The 25,409-nt window shown below is 63.6% G+C and carries 21 protein-coding genes; 10 read left to right on the top strand and 11 right to left on the bottom strand.

Translation table 11 applies throughout. The features are described from left to right. The first annotated feature begins 124 nt into the window (after positions 1–124). From coaBC to MHM88_RS15590, 8 genes are all read left to right on the top strand, one after another. Entirely contained in the window at positions 125–1,336 is a 1,212-nt protein-coding gene (gene coaBC / locus MHM88_RS15625; protein ID WP_239367333.1) for a bifunctional phosphopantothenoylcysteine decarboxylase/phosphopantothenate--cysteine ligase CoaBC, read from the top strand. A 292-nt stretch (positions 1,337–1,628) separates the two neighbouring features. Further along, a complete protein-coding gene (locus tag MHM88_RS15620) occupies positions 1,629–2,030 on the top strand; it encodes a hypothetical protein (RefSeq protein WP_239367332.1) in 402 nt (133 codons plus the stop codon). Positions 2,031–2,229: 199 nt separating this feature from the next. Beyond that, positions 2,230–4,734 carry a chemotaxis protein CheB gene (locus tag MHM88_RS15615; RefSeq protein WP_239367331.1) on the top strand — a complete coding sequence of 835 codons (2,505 nt, stop codon included), beginning with the start codon at positions 2,230–2,232 and terminating at the stop codon, positions 4,732–4,734. Positions 4,735–4,862: 128 nt separating this feature from the next. Then, positions 4,863–5,351: a dUTP diphosphatase gene (gene dut / locus MHM88_RS15610; protein ID WP_239322792.1), complete on the top strand. Its 489-nt coding sequence runs from the start codon at positions 4,863–4,865 to the stop codon at positions 5,349–5,351. Then, positions 5,348–6,427, top strand: coding sequence for a molybdopterin-synthase adenylyltransferase MoeB (locus tag MHM88_RS15605; RefSeq protein ID WP_239367329.1), 1,080 nt, complete (start codon positions 5,348–5,350; stop codon positions 6,425–6,427). The genes dut and MHM88_RS15605 overlap by 4 nt, the downstream gene beginning before the upstream one ends. A gap of 2 nt (positions 6,428–6,429) precedes the next feature. Continuing rightward, entirely contained in the window at positions 6,430–7,221 is a 792-nt protein-coding gene (locus MHM88_RS15600; protein WP_239367327.1) for a transporter substrate-binding domain-containing protein, read from the top strand. Positions 7,222–7,295: 74 nt separating this feature from the next. Continuing rightward, a complete protein-coding gene (locus MHM88_RS15595) occupies positions 7,296–8,102 on the top strand; it encodes an amino acid ABC transporter permease (RefSeq protein ID WP_239367325.1) in 807 nt (268 codons plus the stop codon). Between the two features lie 98 nt (positions 8,103–8,200). Further along, positions 8,201–10,216, top strand: coding sequence for a M3 family metallopeptidase (locus MHM88_RS15590; RefSeq protein ID WP_239367323.1), 2,016 nt, complete (start codon positions 8,201–8,203; stop codon positions 10,214–10,216). 80 nt (positions 10,217–10,296) lie between these two features. Here the strand turns inward: MHM88_RS15590 and MHM88_RS15585 are convergent, their stop codons facing one another. The 8 genes from MHM88_RS15585 to MHM88_RS15550 form a co-directional block, all read right to left on the bottom strand. Then, the gene (locus MHM88_RS15585) at positions 10,297–11,223 is read right to left on the bottom strand and encodes a glyoxylate/hydroxypyruvate reductase A (RefSeq protein WP_239367321.1); all 927 of its coding nucleotides are present in this window, start codon (positions 11,221–11,223) and stop codon (positions 10,297–10,299) included. Beyond that, positions 11,220–11,630 (bottom strand): VOC family protein, encoded by a 411-nt coding sequence (locus MHM88_RS15580; protein WP_239367319.1) that lies wholly within the window; start codon positions 11,628–11,630, stop codon positions 11,220–11,222. The genes MHM88_RS15585 and MHM88_RS15580 overlap by 4 nt, the downstream gene beginning before the upstream one ends. A gap of 111 nt (positions 11,631–11,741) precedes the next feature. Next, positions 11,742–12,881, bottom strand: a complete 1,140-nt coding sequence (gene rodA, locus MHM88_RS15575) for a rod shape-determining protein RodA (protein ID WP_239367317.1) — start codon at positions 12,879–12,881, stop codon at positions 11,742–11,744. Further along, positions 12,878–14,824: a penicillin-binding protein 2 gene (gene mrdA / locus MHM88_RS15570; protein ID WP_239367315.1), complete on the bottom strand. Its 1,947-nt coding sequence runs from the start codon at positions 14,822–14,824 to the stop codon at positions 12,878–12,880. The genes rodA and mrdA overlap by 4 nt, the downstream gene beginning before the upstream one ends. Then, entirely contained in the window at positions 14,821–15,360 is a 540-nt protein-coding gene (locus MHM88_RS15565) for a rod shape-determining protein MreD (RefSeq protein ID WP_239367313.1), read from the bottom strand. Before MHM88_RS15565 ends, mrdA begins: the two co-directional genes overlap by 4 nt. Beyond that, a complete protein-coding gene (gene mreC / locus MHM88_RS15560; protein ID WP_239322802.1) occupies positions 15,353–16,303 on the bottom strand; it encodes a rod shape-determining protein MreC in 951 nt (316 codons plus the stop codon). The genes MHM88_RS15565 and mreC overlap by 8 nt, the downstream gene beginning before the upstream one ends. Positions 16,304–16,360: 57 nt before the next feature. Further along, on the bottom strand, positions 16,361–17,407 hold the full coding sequence (locus MHM88_RS15555) for a rod shape-determining protein (protein WP_239322803.1): 1,047 nt from the start codon (positions 17,405–17,407) through the stop codon (positions 16,361–16,363). Between the two features lie 216 nt (positions 17,408–17,623). Next, on the bottom strand, positions 17,624–18,376 hold the full coding sequence (locus MHM88_RS15550; protein WP_239367311.1) for a hypothetical protein: 753 nt from the start codon (positions 18,374–18,376) through the stop codon (positions 17,624–17,626). 110 nt (positions 18,377–18,486) lie between these two features. Between MHM88_RS15550 and MHM88_RS15545 the strand changes: the two genes are divergently transcribed. Then, positions 18,487–19,266, top strand: a complete 780-nt coding sequence (locus MHM88_RS15545) for a 23S rRNA (adenine(2030)-N(6))-methyltransferase RlmJ (RefSeq protein WP_239367309.1) — start codon at positions 18,487–18,489, stop codon at positions 19,264–19,266. Positions 19,267–19,282: 16 nt separating this feature from the next. On the opposite strand, the gene MHM88_RS15540 is transcribed toward MHM88_RS15545, so the two are convergent. Both MHM88_RS15540 and MHM88_RS15535 read right to left on the bottom strand, forming a co-directional pair. Further along, positions 19,283–20,704 (bottom strand): sulfotransferase, encoded by a 1,422-nt coding sequence (locus MHM88_RS15540; RefSeq protein WP_239367307.1) that lies wholly within the window; start codon positions 20,702–20,704, stop codon positions 19,283–19,285. Positions 20,705–20,904: 200 nt separating this feature from the next. Next, positions 20,905–22,488, bottom strand: a complete 1,584-nt coding sequence (locus tag MHM88_RS15535) for a 2-isopropylmalate synthase (RefSeq protein ID WP_239367305.1) — start codon at positions 22,486–22,488, stop codon at positions 20,905–20,907. Positions 22,489–22,848: 360 nt separating this feature from the next. Between MHM88_RS15535 and MHM88_RS15530 the strand changes: the two genes are divergently transcribed. After that, complete coding sequence (locus MHM88_RS15530) at positions 22,849–24,372, top strand: cryptochrome/photolyase family protein (protein WP_239367303.1); 1,524 nt, start codon at positions 22,849–22,851, stop codon at positions 24,370–24,372. Here MHM88_RS15530 and MHM88_RS15525 read toward each other — a convergent pair. Next, positions 24,369–25,409, bottom strand: a complete 1,041-nt coding sequence (locus MHM88_RS15525) for a hypothetical protein (RefSeq protein ID WP_239367301.1) — start codon at positions 25,407–25,409, stop codon at positions 24,369–24,371. The genes MHM88_RS15530 and MHM88_RS15525 overlap by 4 nt on opposite strands.

Genomic DNA, 25,409 nt, shown 5'->3' with positions numbered 1-25,409 from the left:
GGACCGGGGCCGGTCCTCTGTTCCAGGGCCGGCGGCGCGGGCCTGTCCCGGAGACAGGAAACCGGTTTCCTCTCCCTCGCGGGCACAGTAGGGTGAGGGGCATCGGGCTGCGCGAGGGCACATCATGTTGTCAGGTAAACATATTCTGTTGATTATCGGCGGCGGCATTGCGGCCTATAAATCGCTGGAGCTGATCCGTCGCCTGCAGGACAAAGGCGCGCGGGTGACCCCGGTGTTGACCCGCGCGGGAGAGGAGTTCGTGACACCGCTGTCGGTCTCCGCTCTGGCCGGCACCGCGGTGCACAGGGATCTGTTCGATCTGACCGCAGAGGCGGAGATGGGGCATATCCAGCTGTCGCGCAGCGCCGATCTTCTGGTGGTGGCGCCGGCAACCGCGGATCTGATGGCGAAGATGGCGCAGGGCCACGCCAATGATCTGGCCTCGACGCTGCTTTTGGCGACCGATACGCCGATCCTGCTGGCGCCCGCGATGAATGTGCGGATGTGGCAGCACCCGGCCACCCGGCGCAATCTGGCGCAACTGATGGGGGACGGCGTGCAGGTCGTCGGGCCGGATGAAGGCGGCATGGCCTGTGGCGAATTCGGCCCGGGGCGGCTGGCAGAACCCGATGAGATCGTGCGCGCGATTGCCGCGTATTTCGACGCGGGGCCGCTCGCGGGCAAGCGGATCGTCGTCACCTCCGGCCCGACCCATGAACCGATCGATCCGGTGCGCTACATTGCCAACCGTTCTTCTGGCGCGCAGGGCACGGCGGTGGCCCGTGCTCTGCGGGCGTTGGGGGCGGAGGTCGTGTTTGTCACCGGCCCTGCAACGGTGCCCCCGCCGGAAGGGGTGGAGGTGGTGCCGGTGGAAACCGCACGTGAGATGGCTGCGGCCGTGGATGCGGCGTTACCGGCGGATGCTGCCGTGTTTGCGGCGGCCGTGGCCGATTGGCGCGTCACGTCTGCCGGGGACCGCAAGCTGAAGAAGTCCAAGGACGGGCTGCCCACGCTCGACTTTGCCGAGAACCCCGACATCCTGAAAGGGGTGGCCCAGCGGCAAACTGGCCGCCCGGCGCTGGTTGTGGGATTTGCCGCGGAAACCAACGATGTGATCGAACACGCCACCGCCAAGCGGCTGCGCAAGGGGTGCGACTGGATTGTGGCCAATGATGTCTCGCCCGCCACGGGAATCATGGGCGGTCAGGAGAATTCCGTGACCGTCATTTCCGATTCCGGGGCAGAGGCCTGGCCGCGCATGGCCAAGGAGGCGGTGGCCGAAAAACTCGCCCGTAAAATCGCCGACGCGCTGGCCGCGCCAAAGCCGGTGACTTGACCCGGTGAAATTGCCTTTGATTTCAGGGCAGGGCCGACCGAACCGGACGCCCCCGGTCACGGTGTACATCCGGAAAACGGAATTTTTTACGGAAAGTCATCGGCAGCGTTTACCAATTTGTGAGTAGAACAGAACAGATTGAGCGCAATGGCGCCGTGTTGCGCGCTGTTGTGTCGTTCCAGGTGTGTCCGCGTCGTGTGTCCCGACGCGCTGTGTTAACAGGTGTGAATATGTCTCATGGTGTTGCAGGTGTGCCCCTGCCAGTCTGCCCGCAAACGGGGGTCTGTCCTCAATGGCCCGGTCTCGGGTCTCAGCGCGCGGCGGTGCCGTGATGCGGCGCGACATGAATGTTCTGGTGCTGGAGGAGGATGTCATGCTCGGGCAGGTCCTGTGCGACATGCTCCGGCTGCACCGGGTCGGATCCCTGCAGCTGGCGACAAGCGAAGTGGATGCCTGCCAGATGATGCAGGCGCAGAGCTTTGACATCTGCATCCTTGCTGCGCATCTGCGCGGTCTGGCCAGTGCCGAGGCGGTCGCCATGGCAAATGCGCAGCGCCTGCCGGTTCTGTTGCTCACCAACGGGATCGAGGACGCAAGCGGCGCGGTGCGGCCGGATCACGGCATCGCGGTACAGAAACCGGCGCATGAGGAGGACATCCGCCGGGCCTTGGCCGAGTTGATGCAAGACGCCTAGCGGTCCGCGCGGGCCTGTCCCGTTTCGCAGGATCGACCGGCGGTGATTTGCACCTGCCCCCCGCCGTGGTAAAGGGCGGCGGCCGGGCGCGGTGGCATTCATGGGTGTTCCACCCGTGCGTCGGCCGCTATCCTGACGCCAACCGAAGCTTGCAGCGGGGCGGGGGCCCGTCCAAGTCGCATCCATGGGAACGGGCCGTATGAGCGATCACAGCATTCCATTTATCGTGGGGATCGCCGCATCCGCCGGTGGCCTGGAGGCTGTGTCGGACCTTGTTCAGGCGCTGGGGGATCGACATGGCGCCACCTTCGTGATCGCGCAGCACATGTCGCCCACACATACGAGCATGCTGAGCGCGCTGATTTCACGCGAAACGCAGCTGCCGGTGACGGAGCTGACCGACGATCTGGACCTGCGCCCGGAGCCCGACACGATCTATGTGGCCATGCCCGGCTATGACGTGGTGGTGACCGAGCAGGGGTTGCTCGGGTTGCGCGCGCCGGAGGGACCGCCCGGCCGCCCGAAACCGCTGGCGGACCGGTTGTTCAAATCCATGGCAGAGCAGTGTGGCGACGCCTGCGCCGCCATCATCCTGTCGGGAACCGGCAGCGACGGCAGCTATGGGGTGCGCGCCATCCGCGAAGCGGGCGGGATCACCATCGCGCAGGACCCGGAGCGTTCGAAATATGCCGGCATGCCATCCTCGGCCCTGCATACCGGCTGCGTTGACTTGACCCTGTCCCCGGACGAGATCGGAACCCACCTTGGCAAGATCCTGTCCCGGCCACGCGATCTGGGCGCCTTGCAGGACTTGCACGGAAAGCCGAACAAGCTGTCAGACCTGCTTCAGGTGCTGTCGGCCCGCACCGGGGTGGATTTCCGCGAATACAAGGCCTCCACGATCAGTCGGCGTATCACCCGGCGCATGTTGGCCTTGGGGTTTGCGGACTACGGTGCCTATGTCGATTTTTGCCGCGGTGATCCGGCCGAGGTTGAGGCGCTCTACAAGGATCTGATGATCTCGGTGACGCGCTTTTTCCGCGACCCGCAGCAGTTCGACGCGCTGAAGGCAAGTCTTTGTGACATGCTGGAGAAGATGGACCACAGCGATCAGCGCACCATCCGGGTTTGGGTCGCAGGATGCGCCACCGGCGAAGAGGCCTATTCGGTTGCGATCCTGATCCTCGAAGCGATGGGCGGCATCGAAAAGGTTGCGCAGCGCCGGTTGCAGGTCTTTGCCACCGATATCGACCAACAGGCGCTGGATGTGGCGCGGCGTGGCGCATATCCGATTTCCGCCGTCAGCGATATTCCGGACGACCTGTTGGATCGGTATTTCCTGGTGCGCTCGGAGACGGTCGAGGTCCGCAAATCCCTGCGCGCCTTTGTGCTGTTCTCGCGCCACAACGTGATCCAGGATCCGCCGTTCACCAATCTCGACTGCATCAGCCTGCGCAACCTGCTGATTTATTTCAGCAGCGCGTTGCAGGACAAGGTGCTGGCCCGGGCGGGATATGCGCTCGCGCCCCAGGGGCTGCTGTTCCTTGGCGCGGCAGAAACCATCGGATCAATGGACAATGTGTTCGAGGCCACTCAGACCTCTGACCGGATCTTTCGCAAACGGGTGATGACACGCAAACCCGTGGTCGAGTCGTTTCTGCCGCCGCCAACCGGCGAGGACCCTCACACCCCGGACCCGACCCGGCGTGTTGCCGAGACTGCAAGCAATCACGCTGCATCGCAACAGTTCGACAGCCTGATCCGGGTCCTGGCTCCAAACGGGTTCCTGGCCAGCAGCACCGGTGCGATCCTGCGTGTCATCGGCGATATTTCCTTTGTGACCGCCCTGACCGAAAGCACGGGGTTGCAGGTGGACCTGAAGATCCTGCTGCCGCAGCTGCGCGGTGAGGCCGCAAGCCTGCTCAATGTGTCCCTGCGCTGCAATGCGATGCGCCGTGGCCAATGGCACCGCCTGGCCGACAGCGCGCACGAAGAGGTGCGACTGACCTGCTACCCGATCACGACCGGCGGCGACAGCGATGGCGGCGGCGTTGTCCTTATCGCGGTGGAGACACGCCCTCGGCAGGCGCCCTCCAGCACGCCGGAAAACCTGGAGCCGGGCGAGCAGGAGCAATACATCCGCCAGATCGAGGACGAAGTGGTTTCCACCCGCGAGGCGCTGCAACAAACGATCGAGGAGTTGCAGACCGCCAATGAGGAATTGCAATCGGTGAACGAGGAAATGCAGGCCGCCAATGAGGAACTGCAATCCACCAACAAGGAACTGGAAAGCTCGAACGAGGAATTGCAGTCCACCAATGAGGAGCTGATCACCGTCAACGAGGAAATCCAGGTCAATTCTGCCGAGATTCAGCACCTCAGCGCGGAACTGGCGGCAGTGCTGCGTGCCAACCCCTTTGTGATGATCGTGGTGGACCAAGCCTTGCAGGTCCGTCACGCCTCGCGCCAGGCGATGCGCTTGTTCGAACTGGACAGCCTGCCGAAAGCGGGGGTTCACATCAATCAATGCGCCGCCGTCGCCGGGATGCCGGATCTCACCAGCCGGATCAACCGGGTGTTCCGCTCCCGCTCAGCGCTGGTCGAGAATGCGGAATTCCAGGGCGCGCGTCATGAACTGACCTTTACCCCGTTTCATCAGAAAGATGGCCGCGGTCTGATCGGCGTTGCGGTCACCATCGTGTGAACAGGCTCGCCCGGGTCTGTGTCAATTGCATATGTCATGTGGCAATCCGGGCCCGAACCGGGGCATAACCGGAGCGCGCCCGTCCGTGCTGCACGTCGGGTGCGACGGATGACGAAGAGGAAAGTCCCATGACATCAGCGCCCTTTGCTGTGGAAGTGAAGATTCTTGACCCGCGCATTCGCGAGTGGGGCATGCCCGCGTATCAGACCTCAGGGGCGGCGGCGATCGACCTGTTTGCCTGTATCGATGCCCCGATGGAGATTGCACCGCAGGCGCCGGCGGTGCTCGTCCCCTCGGGGTTGGCGTTCTACATGGGCGACACCAGCTGTGCCGCCCTGGTGCTGCCGCGCTCCGGTCTGGGACACAAGAAAGGCCTGGTGATGGGCAACAGCGTCGGGCTGATCGATGCGGATTATACCGGTCAGGTCTTTATCAGCACCTGGAACCGCAACCCGGCCGGGGCCGATCCCATCCGTATCGAGCCCGGAGAGCGCATTGCCCAGCTGATGTTTGTGCCGGTTCTGCATGCCGCCCTCGATGTGGTCGACACCTTCTCTGATGCGACCGAGCGCGGGGCGGGGGGTTTCGGGTCCACCGGCACAGGGGGCGGCGCATGATCCTGGTCTTTGGAGTGGCCGGGCTGATCTGGTGGGGCGGGCGCCTGCTTGGACTGGAGCGCAGCCTGCGGGCGGCGTTGCTGGGGGTGCTGTTCTGTGCGGTGCTGGCGATCCAGTTGACCCTGCCCGACGGCGCACCGCTGAGAGAGGCGACGGGAGGCTCTGCCAGCCTGTGGCTCCTCCTGGCAGGCGGGGGCGTTCTGGTTGCGCTCTATTCCGCGGTGTTGCGGCGGTTGCGCGCGCGCGCTGCGCCGACGCAGTCGGATTCGGACGAGGCCGGGCACGATGCGCCTGCGTTCTCCGATGCCGAACTCAATCGCTATGCCCGCCATATCGTCCTGCGTGAGGTCGGCGGCCTGGGCCAGAAACGGCTGAAGGACGCCCGGGTGCTGGTGATCGGGGCCGGCGGGCTTGGTGCGCCGGCACTGCAATATCTGGCCGCCGCCGGCGTCGGCACCATTGGTGTGGTGGATGATGACACGGTTGAAAACGCCAACCTGCAACGACAGGTGATCCACCGGGATCGCGACATCGGCCTGCCCAAGGTGTTTTCGGCCCAGGCCGCGATGGAGGCACAGAACCCCTTTGTCACCGTGCGCCCCTACCGGCGCCGCCTGACCGAGGACGTCGCGGCAGAGCTGTTTGCCGATTATGATCTGATCCTGGACGGCACCGACAATTTCGCCACCCGGTACCTCGCCAACCGCACCGCGGTCGCGCAGCAGAAACCGCTGATCTCCGGTGCGCTGTCGCAATGGGAAGGGCAGATTTCCGTCTTCGACCCGACACGCGGTGGCCCGTGCTATCAGTGCATCTTCCCCGAAGCCCCCGCCGAAGGTCTTGCACCAAGCTGCGCCGAAGCGGGCGTAATCGGTCCGTTGCCCGGTGTTTTGGGTACAATGATGGCTGTGGAGGCCGTGAAACAGATCACCGGCGCCGGAGAGGTCTTGCGTTCGCAGATGTTGATCTACGATGGTCTCTATGGTGAAACCCGCCGGATCGCGCTGAAAGCGCGCGCCGAGTGTCCGATTTGTGGACCCGATAACGGCACCCCGGCCCCGACAGGAGAAAACTGACCATGACCCGCCCCTTTGCTTTGGCCGCCCTTGCGACGGCCGTCTTTGCCACTGGCGCATTTGCCGCCGATCTGCCGGATCTTGCCGGGCGCGAGGTCGTGGTCGCAAGCGAGAACACCTATCCACCGTTGCAGTTCATCGACCCCAACAGCGCTGAGGCGATCGGCTGGGAATATGACGCGGTGGCCGAGATCGCAGACCGGCTGAACATGACGGTGGTGTATGAAAACACCAGCTGGGACGCGATGATCCCCGCGATCACCGCCAGCCAGTACGACATGGCGATGAATGGCATTACCATTCGCGACGACCGCAAGGAAAAGGTCGATTTTTCTGACAGTTACCTGACCTCGCAGATGCGCATGATCGTGGCGGGGGATGAGGACCGGTTTGCCGATGCGGCAGGCTTTGCCGCCGATCAGGATCTGCTGGCCGCAGCCCAGCCCGGCACCACGCCCTTTTATGTGACCGTCTATGACGTGCTGGATGGCGACGAGGCCAACCCGCGCATCAAGCTGTTTGAGACCTTCGGCGCCTCGTTGCAGGCGCTGCGCACGGGCGACGTTGATCTGGCTCTGTCCGACAGCACCGCGGCTGCGGGTGTGGTTGCGGCGTCGGATGGCGCGCTGAAGATCATTGGCGAACCGCTCGGCACCGAGGATTTTGGGTTCATCTTCCCCAAGGGCAGCGATCTGGTGGAGCCCGTGAATGCGGCGCTGGCGGAAATGAAGGCCGACGGCACGCTTGATGCGCTCAACAAGAAATGGTTCCTCGACTACAAGATGGGCCAATAAACGCCCCATATTTTGAACCTCAATACCGCCCCGGCCAGTCCTCAGGCCGGGGTTTGTCGTGACAGGGCAAGCACATGACCAATCGCCACAAGCGCGAAGACAAAGAAGATTTCCCGTGGTGGCTGGTGGCCGTCGGGCTCACGGCGCTCTATCTGGGCATCGAGGTCGCGCGCAGTGATGTCTATGCCCAGATCATGAACACCCTCTGGCGTGGCGTGGGGATCACCGTCTTTGTGACGGTTGTGAGCTTCTTTTCGGCCTCAGTTCTGGGCATGGCACTGGCGCTGGGCGCGGATTCACGCTGGCTTCTGCTGCGTCAGACCTGCCGGTTCTACGTCGAGGTGGTGCGCGGCGTGCCGATCATCGTGCTGTTGCTTTATGTGGCCTTTGTGCTGGCACCGGCCCTGGTGGATCTGCGCAACTGGCTGGGCAGTTTCATCGGGCTGGAGGACATCCGCACGCGAAACTTCCCGCTGTTGTGGCGCGCCATTGTGGCGCTGATGATCGCCTATTCCGCCTTTATCGCCGAGGTGTTTCGCGCCGGACTGCAATCGGTGCCCGAAGGTCAGGTCGAGGCGGCAAAGGCGCTGGGTCTCAATTGCTGGCAGCGGTTCCGGTTCATTGTATTTCCGCAGGCGATCCGCACGATCCTGCCGCCGCTTGGCAATGATTTTGTGGCGCTGGTCAAGGATTCCTCGCTGGTGTCGGTGCTTGGTGTTCTCGACATCACCCAGCTTGGTAAGGTCACGGCGGCGAGCAATTTCCGCTATTTCGAGACCTACAACATGGTGGCGCTGATCTATTTGGCGATGACCATTTCTCTGTCGCTGGGCTTGCGCGCCCTGGAACGCCATCTGCGCAACAAGCAGGATCAGCGATAGCACGTCAGGTCGGATTGCGGGCGTAGAAATCCGAAGGGCTGCGGACAGATTGCAGGTCGGAGGGGAAGGCGCTAGCGTCGACCCAAAGGAGACCTCACATGACAAATCCGCTGCTGCGCGACTGGCAAACCCCCTTTGGGATTGCGCCCTTCGATCAGATTTCCGACGATGATTTTGCCCCCGCGCTCGATCAGGCCCTTGCCGCGCATCAGGCGCAGATCGAGGCCATCGCCACCAATCCCGAGCCGCCCACATTTGCCAATGTGGTGGAGGCACTGGAGACCCCCTGTCAGCCGCTTGAGCAGGTGTTGTCGGTGTTTTTCTCGGTTGCCGGGGCGGACAGCAACCCGGCGCGTGAGGCACTGCAACGGGAGTTTTCGCCCAAGCTGGCCGCGCATTTTTCAACAATCACCGCCAATAAGGCGCTCTATGCCCGGGTGCAGGCGGTCTGGGAGCAGCGCGATGACCTTGACCTGACGGATGAGCAGGCCCGTGTGCTGATGCTCACCCACCGTGGGTTTGTGCGTGGGGGCGCGGCGCTTCAGGGTGCGGAAGATACGCGCATGCAGGAGATCAAATCGCGCCTGGCAACGCTTGGGACCAATTTCACCCAGAACCTCCTTGCGGATGAGCGGGAGTGGTTCATGGAGCTCTCGGAGAGTGACCTCGAAGGCCTGCCCGAATTTGTGGTCAAAGCCGCGCGCACGGCGGGCGAGGAAAAGGGGGCGTCCGGTCCGGTGATTACGCTCGCGCGTTCGATCGTGACGCCCTTCCTGCAATTTTCGCCCCGACGGGATCTGCGCGAAAAAGCCTTCCGCGCCTGGGCGGCGCGTGGCGCGAATGGTGGCGACCACGACAACCGCGCAATTGCCGCTGAAATCCTGACCCTGCGGGAAGAGCGCGCCAAGCTTCTGGGGTATAAGAATTTCGCCGCCTACAAGCTGGAAACCGAAATGGCCAAGACGCCAGAGGCCGTGCGCGGTCTCTTGATGGATGTCTGGGGGCCGGCCAAGGCGCAGGCCGACAAGGACGCCGAGGTGCTGACGCAGATGATGCATGAGGATGGCATCAACGGCGATCTGGAGCCGTGGGACTGGCACTATTACGCAGAGAAGCGCCGCAAGATCGAACATGACCTCGATGAGGCAGAGCTGAAGCCCTACCTGCAGCTTGACCGGATGATCGAGGCGGCCTTTGCCTGTGCCAATCGCCTGTTCGGGCTGGAGTTCGCACCGCTGGATGTGCCGCTTTATCACAAGGATTGCCGCGCGTGGGAGGTGACCCGGAACGGCAAGCATCTGGCCGTGTTCATCGGGGATTATTTTGCCCGTGGCTCCAAACGCTCGGGCGCATGGTGTTCGGCGATGCGGGCGCAGGCGAGGTTCCCAGAGGCGCAGACGCCCATCGTGGTCAATGTCTGCAATTTCGCCAAAGGGGACCCGGCGCTGTTGTCCTATGACGATGCGCGCACGCTGTTTCACGAGTTCGGCCACGCGCTGCATCAGATGCTGTCGGATGTGACCTACGAGAGTGTCTCGGGCACTTCCGTGGCGCGTGATTTTGTGGAATTGCCGAGCCAGCTTTATGAGCATTGGCTCGAAGTGCCCGAGGTGCTGCAAGAATTTGCCACCCACGCGGAAACTGGCGAGCCGATGCCGAAGGCAATGCTCGACAAGGTGTTGGGAGCGGCGACGTTCAACATGGGCTTTCAGACCGTGGAATATGTCGCTTCGGCTCTGGTGGATCTGGAGTTCCACGACGGTGCCGCCCCCGCTGATCCGATGGCAAAACAGGCCGAAGTGCTGGCCGAGATCGGCATGCCCTCAGCCATTGTCATGCGCCATGCAACGCCGCAGTTTGCGCATGTGTTTTCGGGCGATGGCTATTCGTCGGGCTATTACAGCTACATGTGGTCAGAGGTGATGGACGCGGATGCCTTTGCCTCCTTTGAGGAGGCCGGTGGCGCGTTTGACCCCGAACGTGCCAAGGCGCTGGAGGCGCATATCCTCTCCAAAGGTGGGTCGGAGGATGCGGCGGATCTCTATACGGCGTTCCGGGGACGGTTGCCCGGTGTTGAGGCGCTGTTGAAAGGGCGCGGGCTGGCAGCGACGTAAGCGCCCCCTGCGGGGACGCGGCCTCCGGCGGAGGTATTTTGAAAAAGATGAAGAGGGGCGCGATGCGGCGCCCTTCTTTGTCAGTAGCCGCGGGCGCGGTCTACCACATGCACAAAATCCTCGCCTGCCTCGCCGCGGCGGATGTTTTCTGCAATCACGCGCGATGCGGTGAGGGGCCGGGTTTCGGCGGCAATATGCGGTGTGACCGTGACACGCGGATGTGCCCAGTAGGGATGGTCGTGGGGCAGGGGCTCCACCCGGAAGACATCCAGCGTCGCATGGTCGATCTGACCGCTGTCCAGCGCAGCCAGCAGGGCCGTGTCATCGATCAGTGGCCCACGTCCCGGATTGATGAGGCGCGCGCCTTTGGGGAGATACCCGAGGCTCTGTGCGTTCAGGATGTTTTCCGTCTGCGGAGTGTCTGGCAACAGCAGCACCACGATCTGCGCGTCTGCGAGCGCGGGTTTGAGACCGTCAGAGCCGTGGTGGCAGGTCACATCCTGCAGGTCCTTGGCGGTGCGCGACCATCCCGATACCGGAAAGCCTAGCTGAGTCAGCGCCTTGGCGCAGGCTTGACCCAACGCGCCGAGGCCGAGGATGGTCACCGGGCGTTCCTCTGCCAATGGGGGCACATAGGGCAGCCAGCGGTCCTGCAACGCGACGGACCGGTCGATTTCCAGATGATAGCGCAGCACGTGGCCGGTGACCCATTCGACCATGGATTGGGTCAGGCCCGGATCAACCATCCGGCACAGGGGCTGGGTCAGGGTTTCATTGCCGGTGATGTTTTCGACCCCGGCCCAGAGGTTCAACACCGCCTTGCAGCGCGTATAGGGGCGGAAGTCCTGCACGTCGGAATTGGGCGCGTAGATGATATAGTCCACCTCCTCCGGCGCAAAATCCTGACGCAGATCGACCTTCAGCCCTGCGTCCGCAAAGGCGGTTTCGAGCGGGGCCTCGTAGGTCTCCCAGCGTTCGGGGCGGGCAGCAAACAGGGCATTGATCATGTGGCAAAGACCCCATCCATATCGGCAAAGCCCTTGACCTCGATCGGATTGCCGGCCGGGTCGTAAAAGAACATGGTGCTCTGTTCGCCCGGTTCGCCCTTGAAGCGGGTGGTCGGGGGGATCTCAAATTCGACGCCCGCCTCGTGCAGACGTTCGGCGAGGCGTTCCCACTGCTCCTGCGGCAGGATCACCCCGAGATGCGGCATCGGCACCAGATGTTCGCCGACGCGCCCGGTCTTTGCTGTTGCAAACGGGGTGCCCTTGTGCAGCGAGATCTGGTGGCCGAAAAAGTCGAAGTCGATCCAGCTGTCGGTGCTGCGCCCGGCGCGGCAGCCGAGCGTTTCGGCATAGAAATGACGGGCGGCATCAAGGTCATCGACATGGTAGGCGAGATGAAAGATGCTCATGCGGTGTCTCCTGCATCGGAAAATCGGGTGTGCCATCCATAGCCCCCGGGCCGGGGGCGGGGCCAGCCGGTTTTTGACCGGGTCCTGCGCAGCGGCGCCATCTGAGCGGTGTCAGCGCGGGCGGTGGACGTTGGCGCTCTGAACAATGCCGAAGGCAGCCAGAAGCACCATCATGGCCGATCCGCCATAGGACACCAGCGGCAGGGGGACACCGACAACCGGCGCCAGCCCCATAACCATCGACATATTGACCGCAAAGAACAAAAAGAAGTTCAGCGCAATGCCCAGGGTCACCAGCGACGAAAACCGGTCCTTGGTCGAGATCGCGGTGACGATGCAGAACAGGATAATCAGCATGTAGATCACCAGCAGGGTCACGCCGCCCACGAAGCCGAACTCCTCGGCCAGCGTGGTAAAAATGAAATCGGTCTGTTTTTCCGGCAGGAAGTTCAGCCGCGATTGGGTGCCCTGCATGAAGCCGCGACCGGACCAGCCACCCGATCCCAGCGCGATCTTGGACTGGGTGATGTGATAGCCCGCCCCCAAGGGATCCTGAGAGGGATCGAGGAAGGTATCAATCCGCCGGTACTGATAGTCCTTGAGCAGTTGCCAGTCGCTGCCCCGGCTCTGGAACACGGCGGTGACCAGCCCGATCGCCGCGGCGATCACGGCGGCGAAATAGGCCCAGTGCACACCGGCGAGAAACATCACGCCGCCGCCTGCCGCCAGCAGCAGGATCGAGGTGCCAAGGTCCGGCTGCTTCAGCACCAGAAAGGTCGGCAGGATTATCAGCAGCACCGGCAGGATCACAAACAGCGGGCGCGAGGTGCGGTTGGCGGGCAACCAGTCGTAATAGGCCGCCAGCACCATCACCAGCGTGATCTTCATCAGTTCCGAGGGTTGCAGCCGGATCGGACCGATGTCGACCCAGCGCTGCGCGCCCATGCCGACAGAGCCGAACAGCTCAACCGCGACCAGCAAGAGGAGCGCGATCAGATAGGCGAGCACGGAGATATTGCGCCAGAACCAGATCGGAACCATCGCCACCACCAGCATGGCGCCCAGGCCGACCATGAAACGTTTGGCCTGTGGTTCGACCCAGGGCGTGAACGATCCGCCCGCCACCGAATACAGCATCAGGAACCCGATTCCCGCTGCCGCTGACAACAGCAGCACCAGCGGCCAGTTCAGGTAGAAGATCTTGCGCAGCCCGGTGGGGGTCGATTTGGCATGATATTCAAGATAGCTCATGCCTGATCGTTCCCGCCACTTTCAGCGCGCTTCAGCCGTTCGCGTTCCAGACGGTCCTGTTGCGCTTCGATCTTGCGGCGATCTCCGGCCGGGTAGGCGTCCAGCGACGGTGTGCCCCCATAGAGCGCCTGCAACATCACGTCCCGCGCAATCGGTGCGGCCGCGGTTGAGCCGCCGCCGCCATGTTCGACGACAACCGAAACCGCGTATTTGGGATTGTCGAAGGGGGCAAAGCAGACAAACAGCGCGTGGTCGCGGCGCTCCCATGGCAGGTCCTCGTTGCGGATCACCCCCGCAGCGCGTTCGGCGGCGGTGATGTTGCGCACCTGGCTGGTGCCGGTCTTACCCGCCATCCGCATGCCATCGGCGATGATGCGTGATCGGTAGCCGGTGCCGCGCCGGTCATTGCTGACCGCATACATGGCCTTGCGCACATGTCGCAGATGGGTTTCGCTGATGTCCAGGGGGGTGCCGGCGCCCGAAGGCTCCTCGACGCCATCGACGGATTTCACCAGCCGGGGGGTGACGCTGCGGCCGGAGGCGATCCGCGCGCTCATCACCGCCAGCTGCATCGGCGAGGCCAGCACGTAGCCCTGCCCGATCGAGGCGTTCACCGTATCGCCAACGAGCCAGTCCTGACCATAGGTGCGGGATTTCCACGCCCGGTCCGGCGCCAGCCCTGCGGCGACGGCGGACATCGGCAGGTCGTGACGGATGCCGAGCCCCAGTTTGTTGGCCATTTCCGAAATGCGGTCGATGCCGACCTTGATGGCCAGGTCATAATAATAGACGTCGCAGGAACTCTTGAGCGAATCCAGCAGGTTGACATGTCCGTGCCCGGCCCGTTTCCAGCAGTGGAACCGCCGCCCGGACACTTCGAGGTGGCCCGGGCACCAGGTGGTTTCCTCCGGCGTGATGACACCGTTTTCCAGTCCCGCAAGCGCCGTCACCATCTTGAAGGTGGAGCCGGGCGGATAGGTGCCCTGCACGGTCTTGTTGGCGAGCGGCCGATAGGGGTCTTCGGTCAGCGCGCGATAATCGGCGACGGAAATGCCGCGCACGAACAGGTTCGGGTCGAAACTCGGGCTGGAGCAGATCGCGCGGATGTCTCCGTTTTCGATGTCAACGACCACGGCGGCAGCGCTTTCGCGCCCAAGGCGGGCCTGCACATAGCTCTGCAGTTCCGCATCCATGGTCAGCTGCATGTCGGCGCCCGCAACCCCCTCGCGGCGGTCCAGCTCTCGCATGACGCGGCCTGCGGCGTTGACCTCCACCCGTTTGGTGCCCGCCTTGCCGCGCAGGGTTTCCTCCAGCTTGGATTCAAACCCGACCTTGCCAAACTGGAAGCGCGGGGTCAGCAGCACCGGGTCGGGATCTTCCATCTTGGAGAGGTCATAGTCCGACACCGGGCCGACATAGCCGACGACATGGGCAAAATCCTCGCCTTGCGGATAGACCCGCGACAGGCCGACCTCGGGGGTGATCCCGGGCAAGGCCGGCGCATTCACCGCCACTTTGGAAATATCATCCCAGGACAGCTGATCGGCCAGCGTGATCGGCAGAAACGGGCGCGAGCGGCGCATTTCCGTGCGGGCGCGCTCCAGGTCCTCTTCGTCCAGCGGCAACAAGCGGCTGAGGTTGGCAATCACCGCCTCAACATCGCCTGCGTCTTCGGGCACCATGACGATCCGATAGGAGGGGGAATTCTGGGCGATGATCATCCCGTTGCGGTCATAGATCTCGCCACGGCTGGGCGCGAGCAGGCGAATGTTGATCCGGTTCTCTTCCGCCAGCAGGCGGAACTGATCCGCCTGATCCACCTGCAGGAACCGCATCCGCATCGCCAGCGCACCGGCAAAGCCAAGCTGGAGCCCGCCCAGCACCAGCGTGCGGCGGGTCACGGTGCGATGGCTGTTGTCGAGCTCTTTCGGGTTGCGTTTCACGGGCGGGCTCCCAGGGTTTCGGCATCTGCCGCCGAAAGGCGCCGAACCCCGATCACGCTCTGGCTGAGAAGCACGACAAGAGGATAGGCGGCGATGGTCATGATGACTTGCACCAGTATCAGAGCAATATGGGCTTGTTCCACGGCAAGAATGCCAAGGATCACGCGATTGAGCAACGCTATGCCGATCACAATGACGGAGATCGCAAACCACTCCGCCAGAAACGGGGTCTCCCGATGCGGGGACAGACGCGAGCGCGCAAACTCGCAGGCCAGCAGCACCAGCAGCGCCCAGAGGCCGGGCGGGCGTTGAAACAGCAGGTCGGCGAGGAACATCACCGCCGCGATCAGCAGCGGCGGCACGAAATCCGGACGACGCACCGACCAGGCCAGCGACATCGCCAGCAGCAGATCCGGCGGGCTCCAGCGTCGCGGCAGCGTGTCCAGCGGCAGCAGGTGAAAGAACATGATCAGGAGCGCCAGGCCCGCGTAAGCGGCGCGCATGAGCCAGATCGCCGTTGGCGTCGTCCTAGCCATTGTCGGCCTCACGGGCCGGGGCGGTTTCGGCGTCGCTGCCCTCCAGCAGGCTGTCCGGGCGGGGCAGGGGGATCATGTCCTCCGGCACGGGTGCGATCAGCGCGCCCGGGTCGGAAATCGGGGTGCTGCCCTGATGGCGCAGAACCCGCAGGAACTCCAGCCGTTCGTAATCGGCCGACAGGCGCACCCGCAGGCGGCCGGCCCGGTCCTGCGCAACCTGTCCGATCAGCAGACCGGGCGGGAAGACATGCCCGTCCCCCGAGGTCACCACACGGTCGCCGGGGCGGATCAGTTCCGGGTTCTCGACAAAGTTCAGCAGCGGTGCGGCGGTGTTGTCGCCGCTGACCAGCGCGGTCTGGCCCGAGGGCTGCAAGGTGGCGGGCACGGCGCTGGCGGCATCGGTCAGCAGGATCACGCGGGCGGTATCCAGCCCGGTACCGGAGATACGCCCCACCAGGCCAATCCCGTCCATCGCGGCCCAGCCATCCTGGATGCCGTCCCGGGCGCCCACGTTCAGCAGCACCGACTGGCGGAACGGTGACCCCGAATCCGCCAGCACCACCCCGGTGACATAGGTCAGCTGCGGATCGAGGCGCACATTGTTGAGGTCCAGCAGCCGCGCGTTTTCCTGTTCCAGTTGCAGGGCCGCCTCTTTCCAGGCGCGCATCTGCCGCAACTCGGAGCGCAATTCCTGGTTCTGCTCCGACAGGCGCTGATAGCTCTGAAAGTCGCGCAGCAGGTTCACCACGCTGGTGACCGGCACCATGGCCCATTGCATATTGGGCACCACCGCATCGACCACCTGGGCCCGGAACCGCTCCACGCGCGGGCTGTCGATGCGCCAGACCAGAAAGATGACCGCCAGCACCAACACCAGAAGCCCGACAAGCAGACGCTTGAGCGGGCCAGCATAATCATCGCGCTGTGACCGATCTTTGGCCAAGGCTCTCCTTCCAGACATGGTTCAATACCAGAGACATGCCCGATCAGGGCGCAGGCGTCAGCTTTCGTAGTCGATGGCGTGGCGCAGCTGCTTTTCGTATTCCAGCGCCTTGCCGGTGCCCAGGGCCACGCAGTTCAGGCTTTCGTCGGCGATCGACACCGCAAGGCCGGTCTGTTCGCGCAGGGCCAGATCGAGATCGCCCAGCAATGCTCCGCCGCCGGTCAGCATGACGCCACGATCAACGATGTCGGCGGCCAGATCCGGCGGTGTGGTTTCCAGTGCGGTCATCACCGCCTCGCAGATCTGCTGCACCGGTTCGGCCAGCGCTTCGGCGACCTGGGCCTGCGAAATCTCGATTTCCTTCGGCACCCCGTTCAGCAGGTCGCGGCCACGGATCTGCATCGACTGGCCGCGGCCATCGTCGGGCATGCGGGCGGTGCCGATGGAGGTCTTGATGCGCTCGGCGGTGGCCTCACCGATCAACAGGTTTTGCTGGCGGCGCAGGTAGGAGATGATCGCCTCGTCCATCCGGTCGCCACCGACACGCACGGAGCGCGCATAGACGATGTCGCCCAGCGACAGAACCGCAACCTCAGTGGTGCCGCCGCCGATGTCGACGACCATGTTGCCGGTCGGGTCGGTGATCGGCATGCCCGCGCCGATGGCCGCGGCGATCGGCTCCGCAATCAGGCCGGCACGGCGCGCGCCGGCAGCCAGCACCGACGAACGGATCGCCCGTTTTTCCACCGGAGTCGCGCCATGCGGGACGCAAACGATGACCTTCGGCTTGGAGAAGGTGGAGCGCTTGTGCACCTTGCGGATGAAATGCTTGATCATTTCTTCGGCGGTGTCGAAATCCGCGATCACGCCTTCGCGCATCGGGCGGATCGCCTCGATCGATCCGGGCGTCCGGCCCAGCATCAGTTTTGCGTCCTCGCCAACGGCGAGAACCTTCTTGACGCCATCCTTGACGTGATAGGCGACCACCGAGGGCTCCGACAGGATGACGCCTCGACCCTTGACGTAAACCAGCGTGTTCGCGGTGCCGAGGTCAATGGCCATGTCCGAGGTGAACAGACCGCCGAGATTTCCGAAGAGCGCCATGTAAGAGGGATCCTGTGAGTACTGCATTTATCTGACCGCGACTCTCTCGTCGGGCCGCAGACCTTGATCTTATAAGCAGGGCGGGCCTGCCGTAAAAGGGAGGAATCCGATCACCTAGCGTCTTTTCGCTTGTGAAACGGGTGGATTTCGATCTCTGCGGCCGGGATTCACGATTTCGGTGCGCCTGCGCACCGCGCCGGCGTCCAAACGGTGCCCTCAGCTGGCAAAGATCGCATCCATCTGCGCCTTGTAGGTCGCCCAGGTCTTGGTGGCGCGGTTGCCGGCGTAGCCGTGATAATAGGATTTCCCGCTCGAGGTCGGCAGCCCGGCCCAGATCTTGGCCAGGTTGTTCATAAAGGCGGTCTGGGTGATCTCGCCCGCCTTGAAATCCGACAGGCCGGCCTCTTCGATCAGCTGATGGGCAAGCTGGTCCTGCAATTCGGGGCTGAAGCGGCGCCCCAGCGGCACGCCCTGGTGTTTGGCGAGACGGCGCAGGGTGGCCGGAATGAACTGATAGCGCCCGATCGCATGCGGCTGGCCCGGGGTGGCATCGATCCAGGCGTAGATTTCCAGCAGGGTCATGTCGGTGGGCGCAGCCGGCGGCTTGACCCGGGCGCCGTGCTGCACGGCATCATAGTCGGCCTGACCCGCTTCGGCGCTGGCGATCACATTCATGATCTCGGCAACGTCCACACCCGCCTTTGGTGGCGGGCTGGCAAACAGGCTGCCGCTCATGCGACCGCGAAACAGGCTCGCCGCGCCGGGGTTCATCGAGACCGCGCCGCGGCCGGTTTCATCATCGTTGAGGAAGACCGCGCCAGAGGCGGGGGCGGATGTCCGCATGAAGAAACCGCCATCCCCCACCAGCGAGAAACCGGCGGAATTTGCAGGGGCCGGACCGCTCCAGAGCGGCAATATCAGCATCAGCGCGGTGAGCGCACTGGCAAGGGAACTCGTTCTGAGGGGCATCTGAACCTGCTTCTGCGGGCGATTTCAGGGATCAGATTGCGCCATCGAGGTTGAGATTTCGTTTAGGCTGCGCCCTTTCGCAGCGGCGGCTTTGCGGCTATGGGATCTGCATGCTGTCGTATCAACATATCTATCACGCCGGGAACCTGGCGGACGTTCACAAACATGCCCTGCTGGCGTGGATGCTGGACTATATGACCCGCAAGGACAAACCGCTCAGCTATCTTGAGACCCACGCGGGGCGGGCGCTTTATGATCTCGGCTCTGCCGAAGCGGTGAAAACAGGCGAGGCTTCCAAAGGGATCGCGGCGGTGCGGGACTGGTTCGACGCGGACCACCCTTACGCACGGGTGCTGGACCGGGTTGCCGGTGCGCATGGGCCGCAGGCCTATCCGGGCTCGCCGAGGATCGCGGCAGAGCTGTTGCGCGTGCAGGACCGCCTGCATCTGGCGGAGCTGCACCCGCAGGAGGCCGAGGCGTTGCGCGCGGCGATGCGCAGCACCGGCGCCCGGGTTCATGCGCAGGACGGGTTCGAGATGGCGCAGTCGCTGGCGCCACCGGACCCGCGTCGCGGGCTGCTGCTGATCGACCCCAGCTACGAAATCAAATCGGACTACACACGCCTTCCCGGCATCATCGGCAAGCTGCACCGCAAATGGAACGTGGGAGTCATCGCGCTGTGGTATCCGATCCTGACAGATGGTTCTCATGGTGCCATGCTGCGGGCACTGGAGGGGCAGGGCCTGTCCGGCACCCTGACGCATGAGGTGCGTTTTCCACCTGCGCGCGAGGGCCATCGCATGATCGGGTCGGGGCTGTTCGTGGTCAACGCGCCCTTCGGGCTTGCGGCGGAGGCGGCGCGGCTCGATCAGCTGTTCGCGGCGCTCTGACCCACCGGGGCGGGCTTCAGGCCGATTGGAGGGCGTCGTCGCGGGCTTGCCACTGCGCGATCCAGTCCCAGCCGCCGAGGGCGGCAATCAGCGGCGCAAGCTCCGCCTCGTATTGCCGCCATTTGCCAAGGCCGTCGGTATTGAGCCCCTGTCGCACCTGAAGGCTGGAGGCGGTCAGGATCGCCGTGTCGCTGGCCTCGGGCATCAGGCAACGCGGCTCCCAGGGCAGGCCCAGAAAGTCGAGAATGTCGCGCAATTGCGCCTCCGGTTGCGTCACCAGCGCCCGATAGGATTGCAGCCGCAGATCCGGCCCCAGTTTCGGGATGTAGTCCTCCAGGCTGTCGTAAGTGCGGCGCAGCATGTGGCCGATCCATGCCAGCTGTCGGGTGTAGGGATGGCGTTCGGCGAAATGGGTGGTGAACATCGAAAGCCCGACATCCAGCGGGTGGCGCAGCATGAAGATCGCGCGGCTCCCGGGCAGGATCATCCGCGCAAATCCGAGATAGAAGCTATCGGTCGGCATCTTGTCGAGCACAACCGGCTCTGGCGGCGGGGTCTGCAACCGAGCCTGAGCCATAAAGGTCGTGCGCCCCTGGTCGATCAGGGCCTCCGACGCGCCAGCGGTCCAGTCGTGCACATGCGGGATGGCCGCCGGATCATTCGAGGCCGCGCGGCAGGCATAAAAGGCGGTCTGCAAGGCGGGGCTTTCGCCGATGCTGGCAATCTCCGGATGTTGCAGCAGCATGGTTTCCAGCAATGTGGTGCCGGATCGCGCCGGGCCAACCACAAACGCCAGCTTTGGCGCGGCATGGGGTGGCTGCGGCGCGGGGACGGTATAGCAGCGGCGCTGCGAGGCCACCCGGCGGTCGATCTTGTCCGGGTCATGGCCGCCTGCCAGCAGGCTGTTGCTGGTGGTGAAATGCACAAAGGCGGCCTCCGCGTCGTGGGGGCGCAACACTTTGGCCAGGGCGGTGTGCAGGGCGGCCCGCTCGGCGGCCGGGCGGCTGTCATCGGTGCTCATCTCGCGCAACAGCTGCGTCTCGGGGCTGTCCGGCGCCGGACGGCGGAGCCCGCAGAGCCCCAGGACGGCGGCGCTGCACGTAGGGTCACGGGCCAGGATGTCCTCAAAGACGGCGCGCGCCTCGTCTTGAGCGCCCAACGTGGCGAGGCGGGCGGCAAAGCGCAGCGCGGCGGATTGCCGGGCCGGCCAGTGCTCGTGGAGGGTGCGCAGGATATGCACCGAGCGGTCCCTGCGTTCCAGATGCCAGTAACAATCCGACGCCGCCTCCAGCAGCGCAGGGTTCGCCGGATCGGCGGCCAGCAGCGGCTGGATCGCGCGCAGGGCCGTCACATAGCGGCCGGCATCGATCAGCGCGTGGTGCCGGGCGATGTCGAACCGGCCCGCTGCGGGGGCATGGCAGGGCTGAAGCGCGGACATGGGCGAGCCTCTCGTTTGGTGTTGCCACCAAGACTGGCCGCTCGAGCTTGAGAAACCATGAATGCCGGGTTCCACCACCGCGAAACCACCGGAAAACCAAGCGCTGTCCCGCTCCGGGTCTCCCATAGCCTCCGCGTCTTCCACAGAAAAAAGGGGCACCCATTGGTGCCCCTTCATCGTAATCCCGGGTGTGACGAGCTTCAGCCGATGTCCTTGTAGGAAATCTCGCGCGCGTCAGCGCCTTCGCCCATCTTGTCGCGGCGCACGATCAGGCGGTTGAGCGCATCGATATAGGCCATGGCAGATGCCACCACCGTATCGGTATTGGCGCTGTCACCGGTGGCGATGACGCCGTCCTCTTCGAGGCGCACGGACACCGTCGCCTGCGCATCGGTCCCCTCGGTCACCGCATGCACCTGATAGAGTTGCAGATGCGCGGAATTCGGATGGATCTTGCGGATCGCCTTGAAGGTCGCATCCACCGGACCGTCGCCCTCGGCGGTTTCGGTGACATCGGTGCCGTCGACTTCCATCTCGACGGTGGATTCCGCCGGACCACCGGTGCCGCAAACCACCTTCATCGAGACCAGCTTCAGATGATCGTCCTCATCGCCGCTGGTGCGCATGAGCGCGATGATGTCGTCGTCAAAGACCTCTTTCTTGCGGTCGGCCAGTTCCTTGAAGCGGACAAACAAGTCCTTGAGCTGGTTGTCGCCGACCTCGTAGCCGAGGTTGGTGAGCTTGTCGCGCAGCGCCGCGCGGCCCGAATGTTTGCCAAGCGGAAGCGAGGTCCCGGCAAGACCCACGTCCTCGGGGCGCATGATCTCAAAGGTTTCCTTGTTCTTGAGCATGCCATCCTGGTGGATGCCGCTCTCATGGGCAAAGGCATTCTTGCCGACAATGGCCTTGTTGAACTGCACGTTGAAGCCCGACACGGTGGCGACACGGCGCGAGATATGCATGATCTTCTTGGTGTCGATGCCGGTGGCAAACGGCATGATGTCATTGCGCACCTTCATCGCCATCACCACCTCTTCGAGCGCGGTATTGCCGGCGCGTTCGCCAAGGCCGTTGATGGTGCACTCGATCTGGCGCGCGCCCGCCTCGACGGCCGCAAGCGAGTTCGCAGTCGCCATGCCAAGGTCGTTGTGGCAGTGGGTGGCAAAGACAATCTCATCCGCGCCTGGGACGGTTTCGATCAGGCGGCGGATCAGGTCGGCACTTTCGCGCGGGGCGGTGTAGCCAACCGTGTCGGGGATGTTGATGGTGGTGGCACCCGCCTTGATGGCGATCTCGATCACCCGGCAGAGGTAATCCCATTCGGTGCGGGTCGCATCCATCGGCGACCATTGCACATTGTCCACGAGGTTGCGGGCATGGGTCACGGTCTCATGGATGCGCTCGGCCATCTCGTCCATGGTGAGGTTCGGAATCGCGCGGTGCAGCGGCGAGGTGCCAATAAACGTATGAATGCGCGGCTTGGCGGCCTTGCGCACGGCCTCGGCACAGCGGTCGATGTCCTTGAGGTTGGCACGGGCCAGACCACAGATCATGGAGTTCTTGGAGCGTTCTGCAATCTCGCTCACGGCCTTGAAATCGCCCTCAGAGGCGATCGGAAAGCCGGCCTCGATAATATCGACGCCCATATCGTCCAGAAGCTCGGCAATTTCGAGCTTCTCATCATGGGTCATGGTGGCGCCGGGGCTCTGCTCGCCATCACGCAGGGTGGTGTCGAAAATGAGAACGCGATCCTGCGGGTTCACGGTGTCGGTAATGCTGGTCATGTCAGATGTCTTTCTTGCTCGGGTCCCCGCGGCGCTGTGGCGTCCTGTTCGGGGGGAAGGGTCCAATCCATGGCGCGCATGCACATCCTCTGAGCGGGCGCGCCGGATGGCACGCTCAGAGGCGGATTAGGAGCAGTAGGCCACGCGAAAGCGCGCCGCGGGTCGCAGCGTCGGCAATCTGGATATCGGCACACGTGGTCATGGGCCGAGTTATACAGGCCATGCGGCGAATGGAAAGGGGCAAATGTCTCTGCGCCGCAGCACGGTGAAGATTTTGGCGCCACCCTGGGAAGTGGATATTTGTAAGAAGTTGAAAGCAAAGGGTGGAATTTTCCACGCAGCGCGCCAGTTAGGCCGGGCATGACACGGCTTGTATTGGTATTGGGCGACCAGCTGTCCGAAGGATTATCAGCGCTGACGGCGGCTGATCCCGCACGCGATGTGGTGGTCATGGCCGAAGCGATGGATGAGGGCACCTATGTCCCGCATCACCCCAAAAAGATCGCTCTGGTTCTGGCAGCGATGCGAAAGTTTGCGGCCCATTTGCGTGCGCAGGGCTGGCAGGTGGCCTATCGCCGTCTGGATGAGGAGGGCGCTGACAGCATCGTTGGCGAGCTGTTGCGACGGGCCGAGGAATTTGACGCCTCTGAGGTGCTGGCGACCACGCCTGGCGAATGGCGGCTGATCCGGGCGCTGAAATACGTCCCTCTCAAGGTCCATTTCCACGCGGATGACCGTTTTCTGGCGACGCGCGCGGATTTTGCCGACTGGGCAGCGGGAAAAAAGCAGCTCCGGATGGAGTATTTCTATCGGCTGATGCGCAAGAAAACCGGCCTGTTGATGGAGGGGGACGACCCGGCGGGCGGCAAGTGGAACTATGATTCCGAGAACCGCAAAGCGCCACCAAAGGAGATCGACCATGCCGGCCCGCCCCGGTTTGAGCCAGATGACGATGTCAATGAGGTGCTGGATCTGGTCGAGGCACGATTTGGCACCCATTTTGGCGATTTGCGTCCGTTCTGGTTTGCCACCACCCGCGATCAGGCGCTGGAGGCGCTGGCGCATTTCATCACCCATGCCCTGCCGCAGTTTGGTGATTTTCAGGACGCGATGATGACGGATGAGCGCTGGCTCTATCATTCGATCCTGTCGCCCTATCTGAACATCGGCCTGCTGTCACCGCTGGAGGTCTGTGAGGCCGCAGAGGCAGAATGGCAGGCGGGGCGCGCGCCGCTCAACGCGGTGGAGGGGTTCATTCGCCAGATCCTGGGCTGGCGCGAATTTGTCCGCGGCATCTATTTCATCGAGGGCGAGGATTACCCCAGTCGCAACGCGCTGGGTCAGACGCGCGCCTTGCCGCCGCTCTATTGGGGGGCGGAAACCGAGATGCACTGCCTGTCGCAAGTGGTGCGGCAAACCCAGGAAGAGGCCTATGCCCACCATATCCAGCGGTTGATGGTGACCGGCAATTTTGCATTGCTGGCCGGGGTCGATCCCGCCGAGGTGCACGACTGGTATCTGGCGGTCTACGCGGATGCGTTTGAATGGGTGGAGGCCCCCAATACGGTCGGCATGAGCCAGTTTGCCGATGGCGGGATCATTGCCTCCAAACCCTATGTGTCCAGCGGCGCCTATATCGACAGAATGTCCAACTATTGCGCCAGTTGCGCCTATAAGGTGAAGCAGAAAACGGGCGAGGGGGCCTGTCCGTTCAACTTGCTTTACTGGCATTTTCTGAACCGTCACCGGGATCGGTTCGAGGGCAATCCGCGCATGAGCAATATGTACCGCACATGGGATCGGATGGATGCTGACAAGCGGGATGTGATCTTGCAGGAGGCCGACGCCTTCCTTGCCAAACTGGAGGCGGGCGAAAAGGTTTAGCGGGTCTTGTTCATCCAGAACGTGCGCCATCTGTCTTCTGTCTCGGGCGACAGCTCGGCCAGCGCCAGGGCATCCGGTGCCAGTCTGGGCAGATCCTTGATCAGCTTGTCGGGCACGCGCGGCGAGCGTTCGATCATATCAAGCGCGATATTGGCCCAGACGTTGCGCCCCTCCGGCGTTGGGGCGGCAAAGGCGCAGAGATAGGCGAGATAGCCAAACTCGGTGCCGCGCCGGAACCCGTGGCGCAGCGCGTAGGCCTTGGCTTTCAGGCGCAAATGCAACGGCTTGGGCGGCTCTGTTATCACGGGAAGGCGCTCCGCAAGCGCGGTGTTCACGGGTGCGCCGGGCGGGAACATCGCGTCAAAACGCCCGTGATACACATGGCGCATATAGGTCGAATACCGGCTGACCGTATCGTTGCCAAAGCGCACTTCACGCGCAGTTTGCGCAAGGAGCGCGCCAAGGCGGATTTGTTCCATATTTGATACTTTTGGATTGGTATTCAGTGCTTCATGCGGCTTCAATGATTGATTTATGATATCGTTTTCGGCCTCTGTCAGGCCCAGAATGCCTGTGTCGAGCACCTCTGTACCGGTCTGGATCTGGTCTTCGAGCGCGGTGCCTTTGCAGGCGTCAATGATGGGCGCCCATTCCGGACGTCCCGCCAGCCAACCGTCGCGATCATAGAACAGCGGCACCTGGGCCGCGATGCGCTCGGTCATCTGCCGGGGCGGTGCCGTAAACGCCGTGTCGGTCGCCACCCAGCAGACCGGGGTGTTGCGTTCTGAAAGGGCCAGTTGGAGTGCGTGAAGCTGTGCGCGGGCAGGTGTGCGCCCGGCGTCCGTCCACTGTGCGATTTGATCGGCTGACAGGATATGATGGTGCACGGGCAGATCCGGGCGGCGATTGGCCTCATCGCACATCAGCAGGATCTCCACCCCCTCCAGCCCCTGTTTCAGGGCGGAAAGGATGCTGTAGGAGAGCTGCTGTTGCTGGCGCGGCGCGCGCCCATGCACAAGATAGAGGAGCGTGGCCAT

Source organism: Epibacterium sp. MM17-32 (assembly GCF_022348205.1).
Taxonomy (GTDB): domain Bacteria; phylum Pseudomonadota; class Alphaproteobacteria; order Rhodobacterales; family Rhodobacteraceae; genus Epibacterium.
The sequence above is the reverse complement of the archived record's forward strand: the minus strand, read 5'-3'. Positions and strand labels throughout refer to the sequence as shown.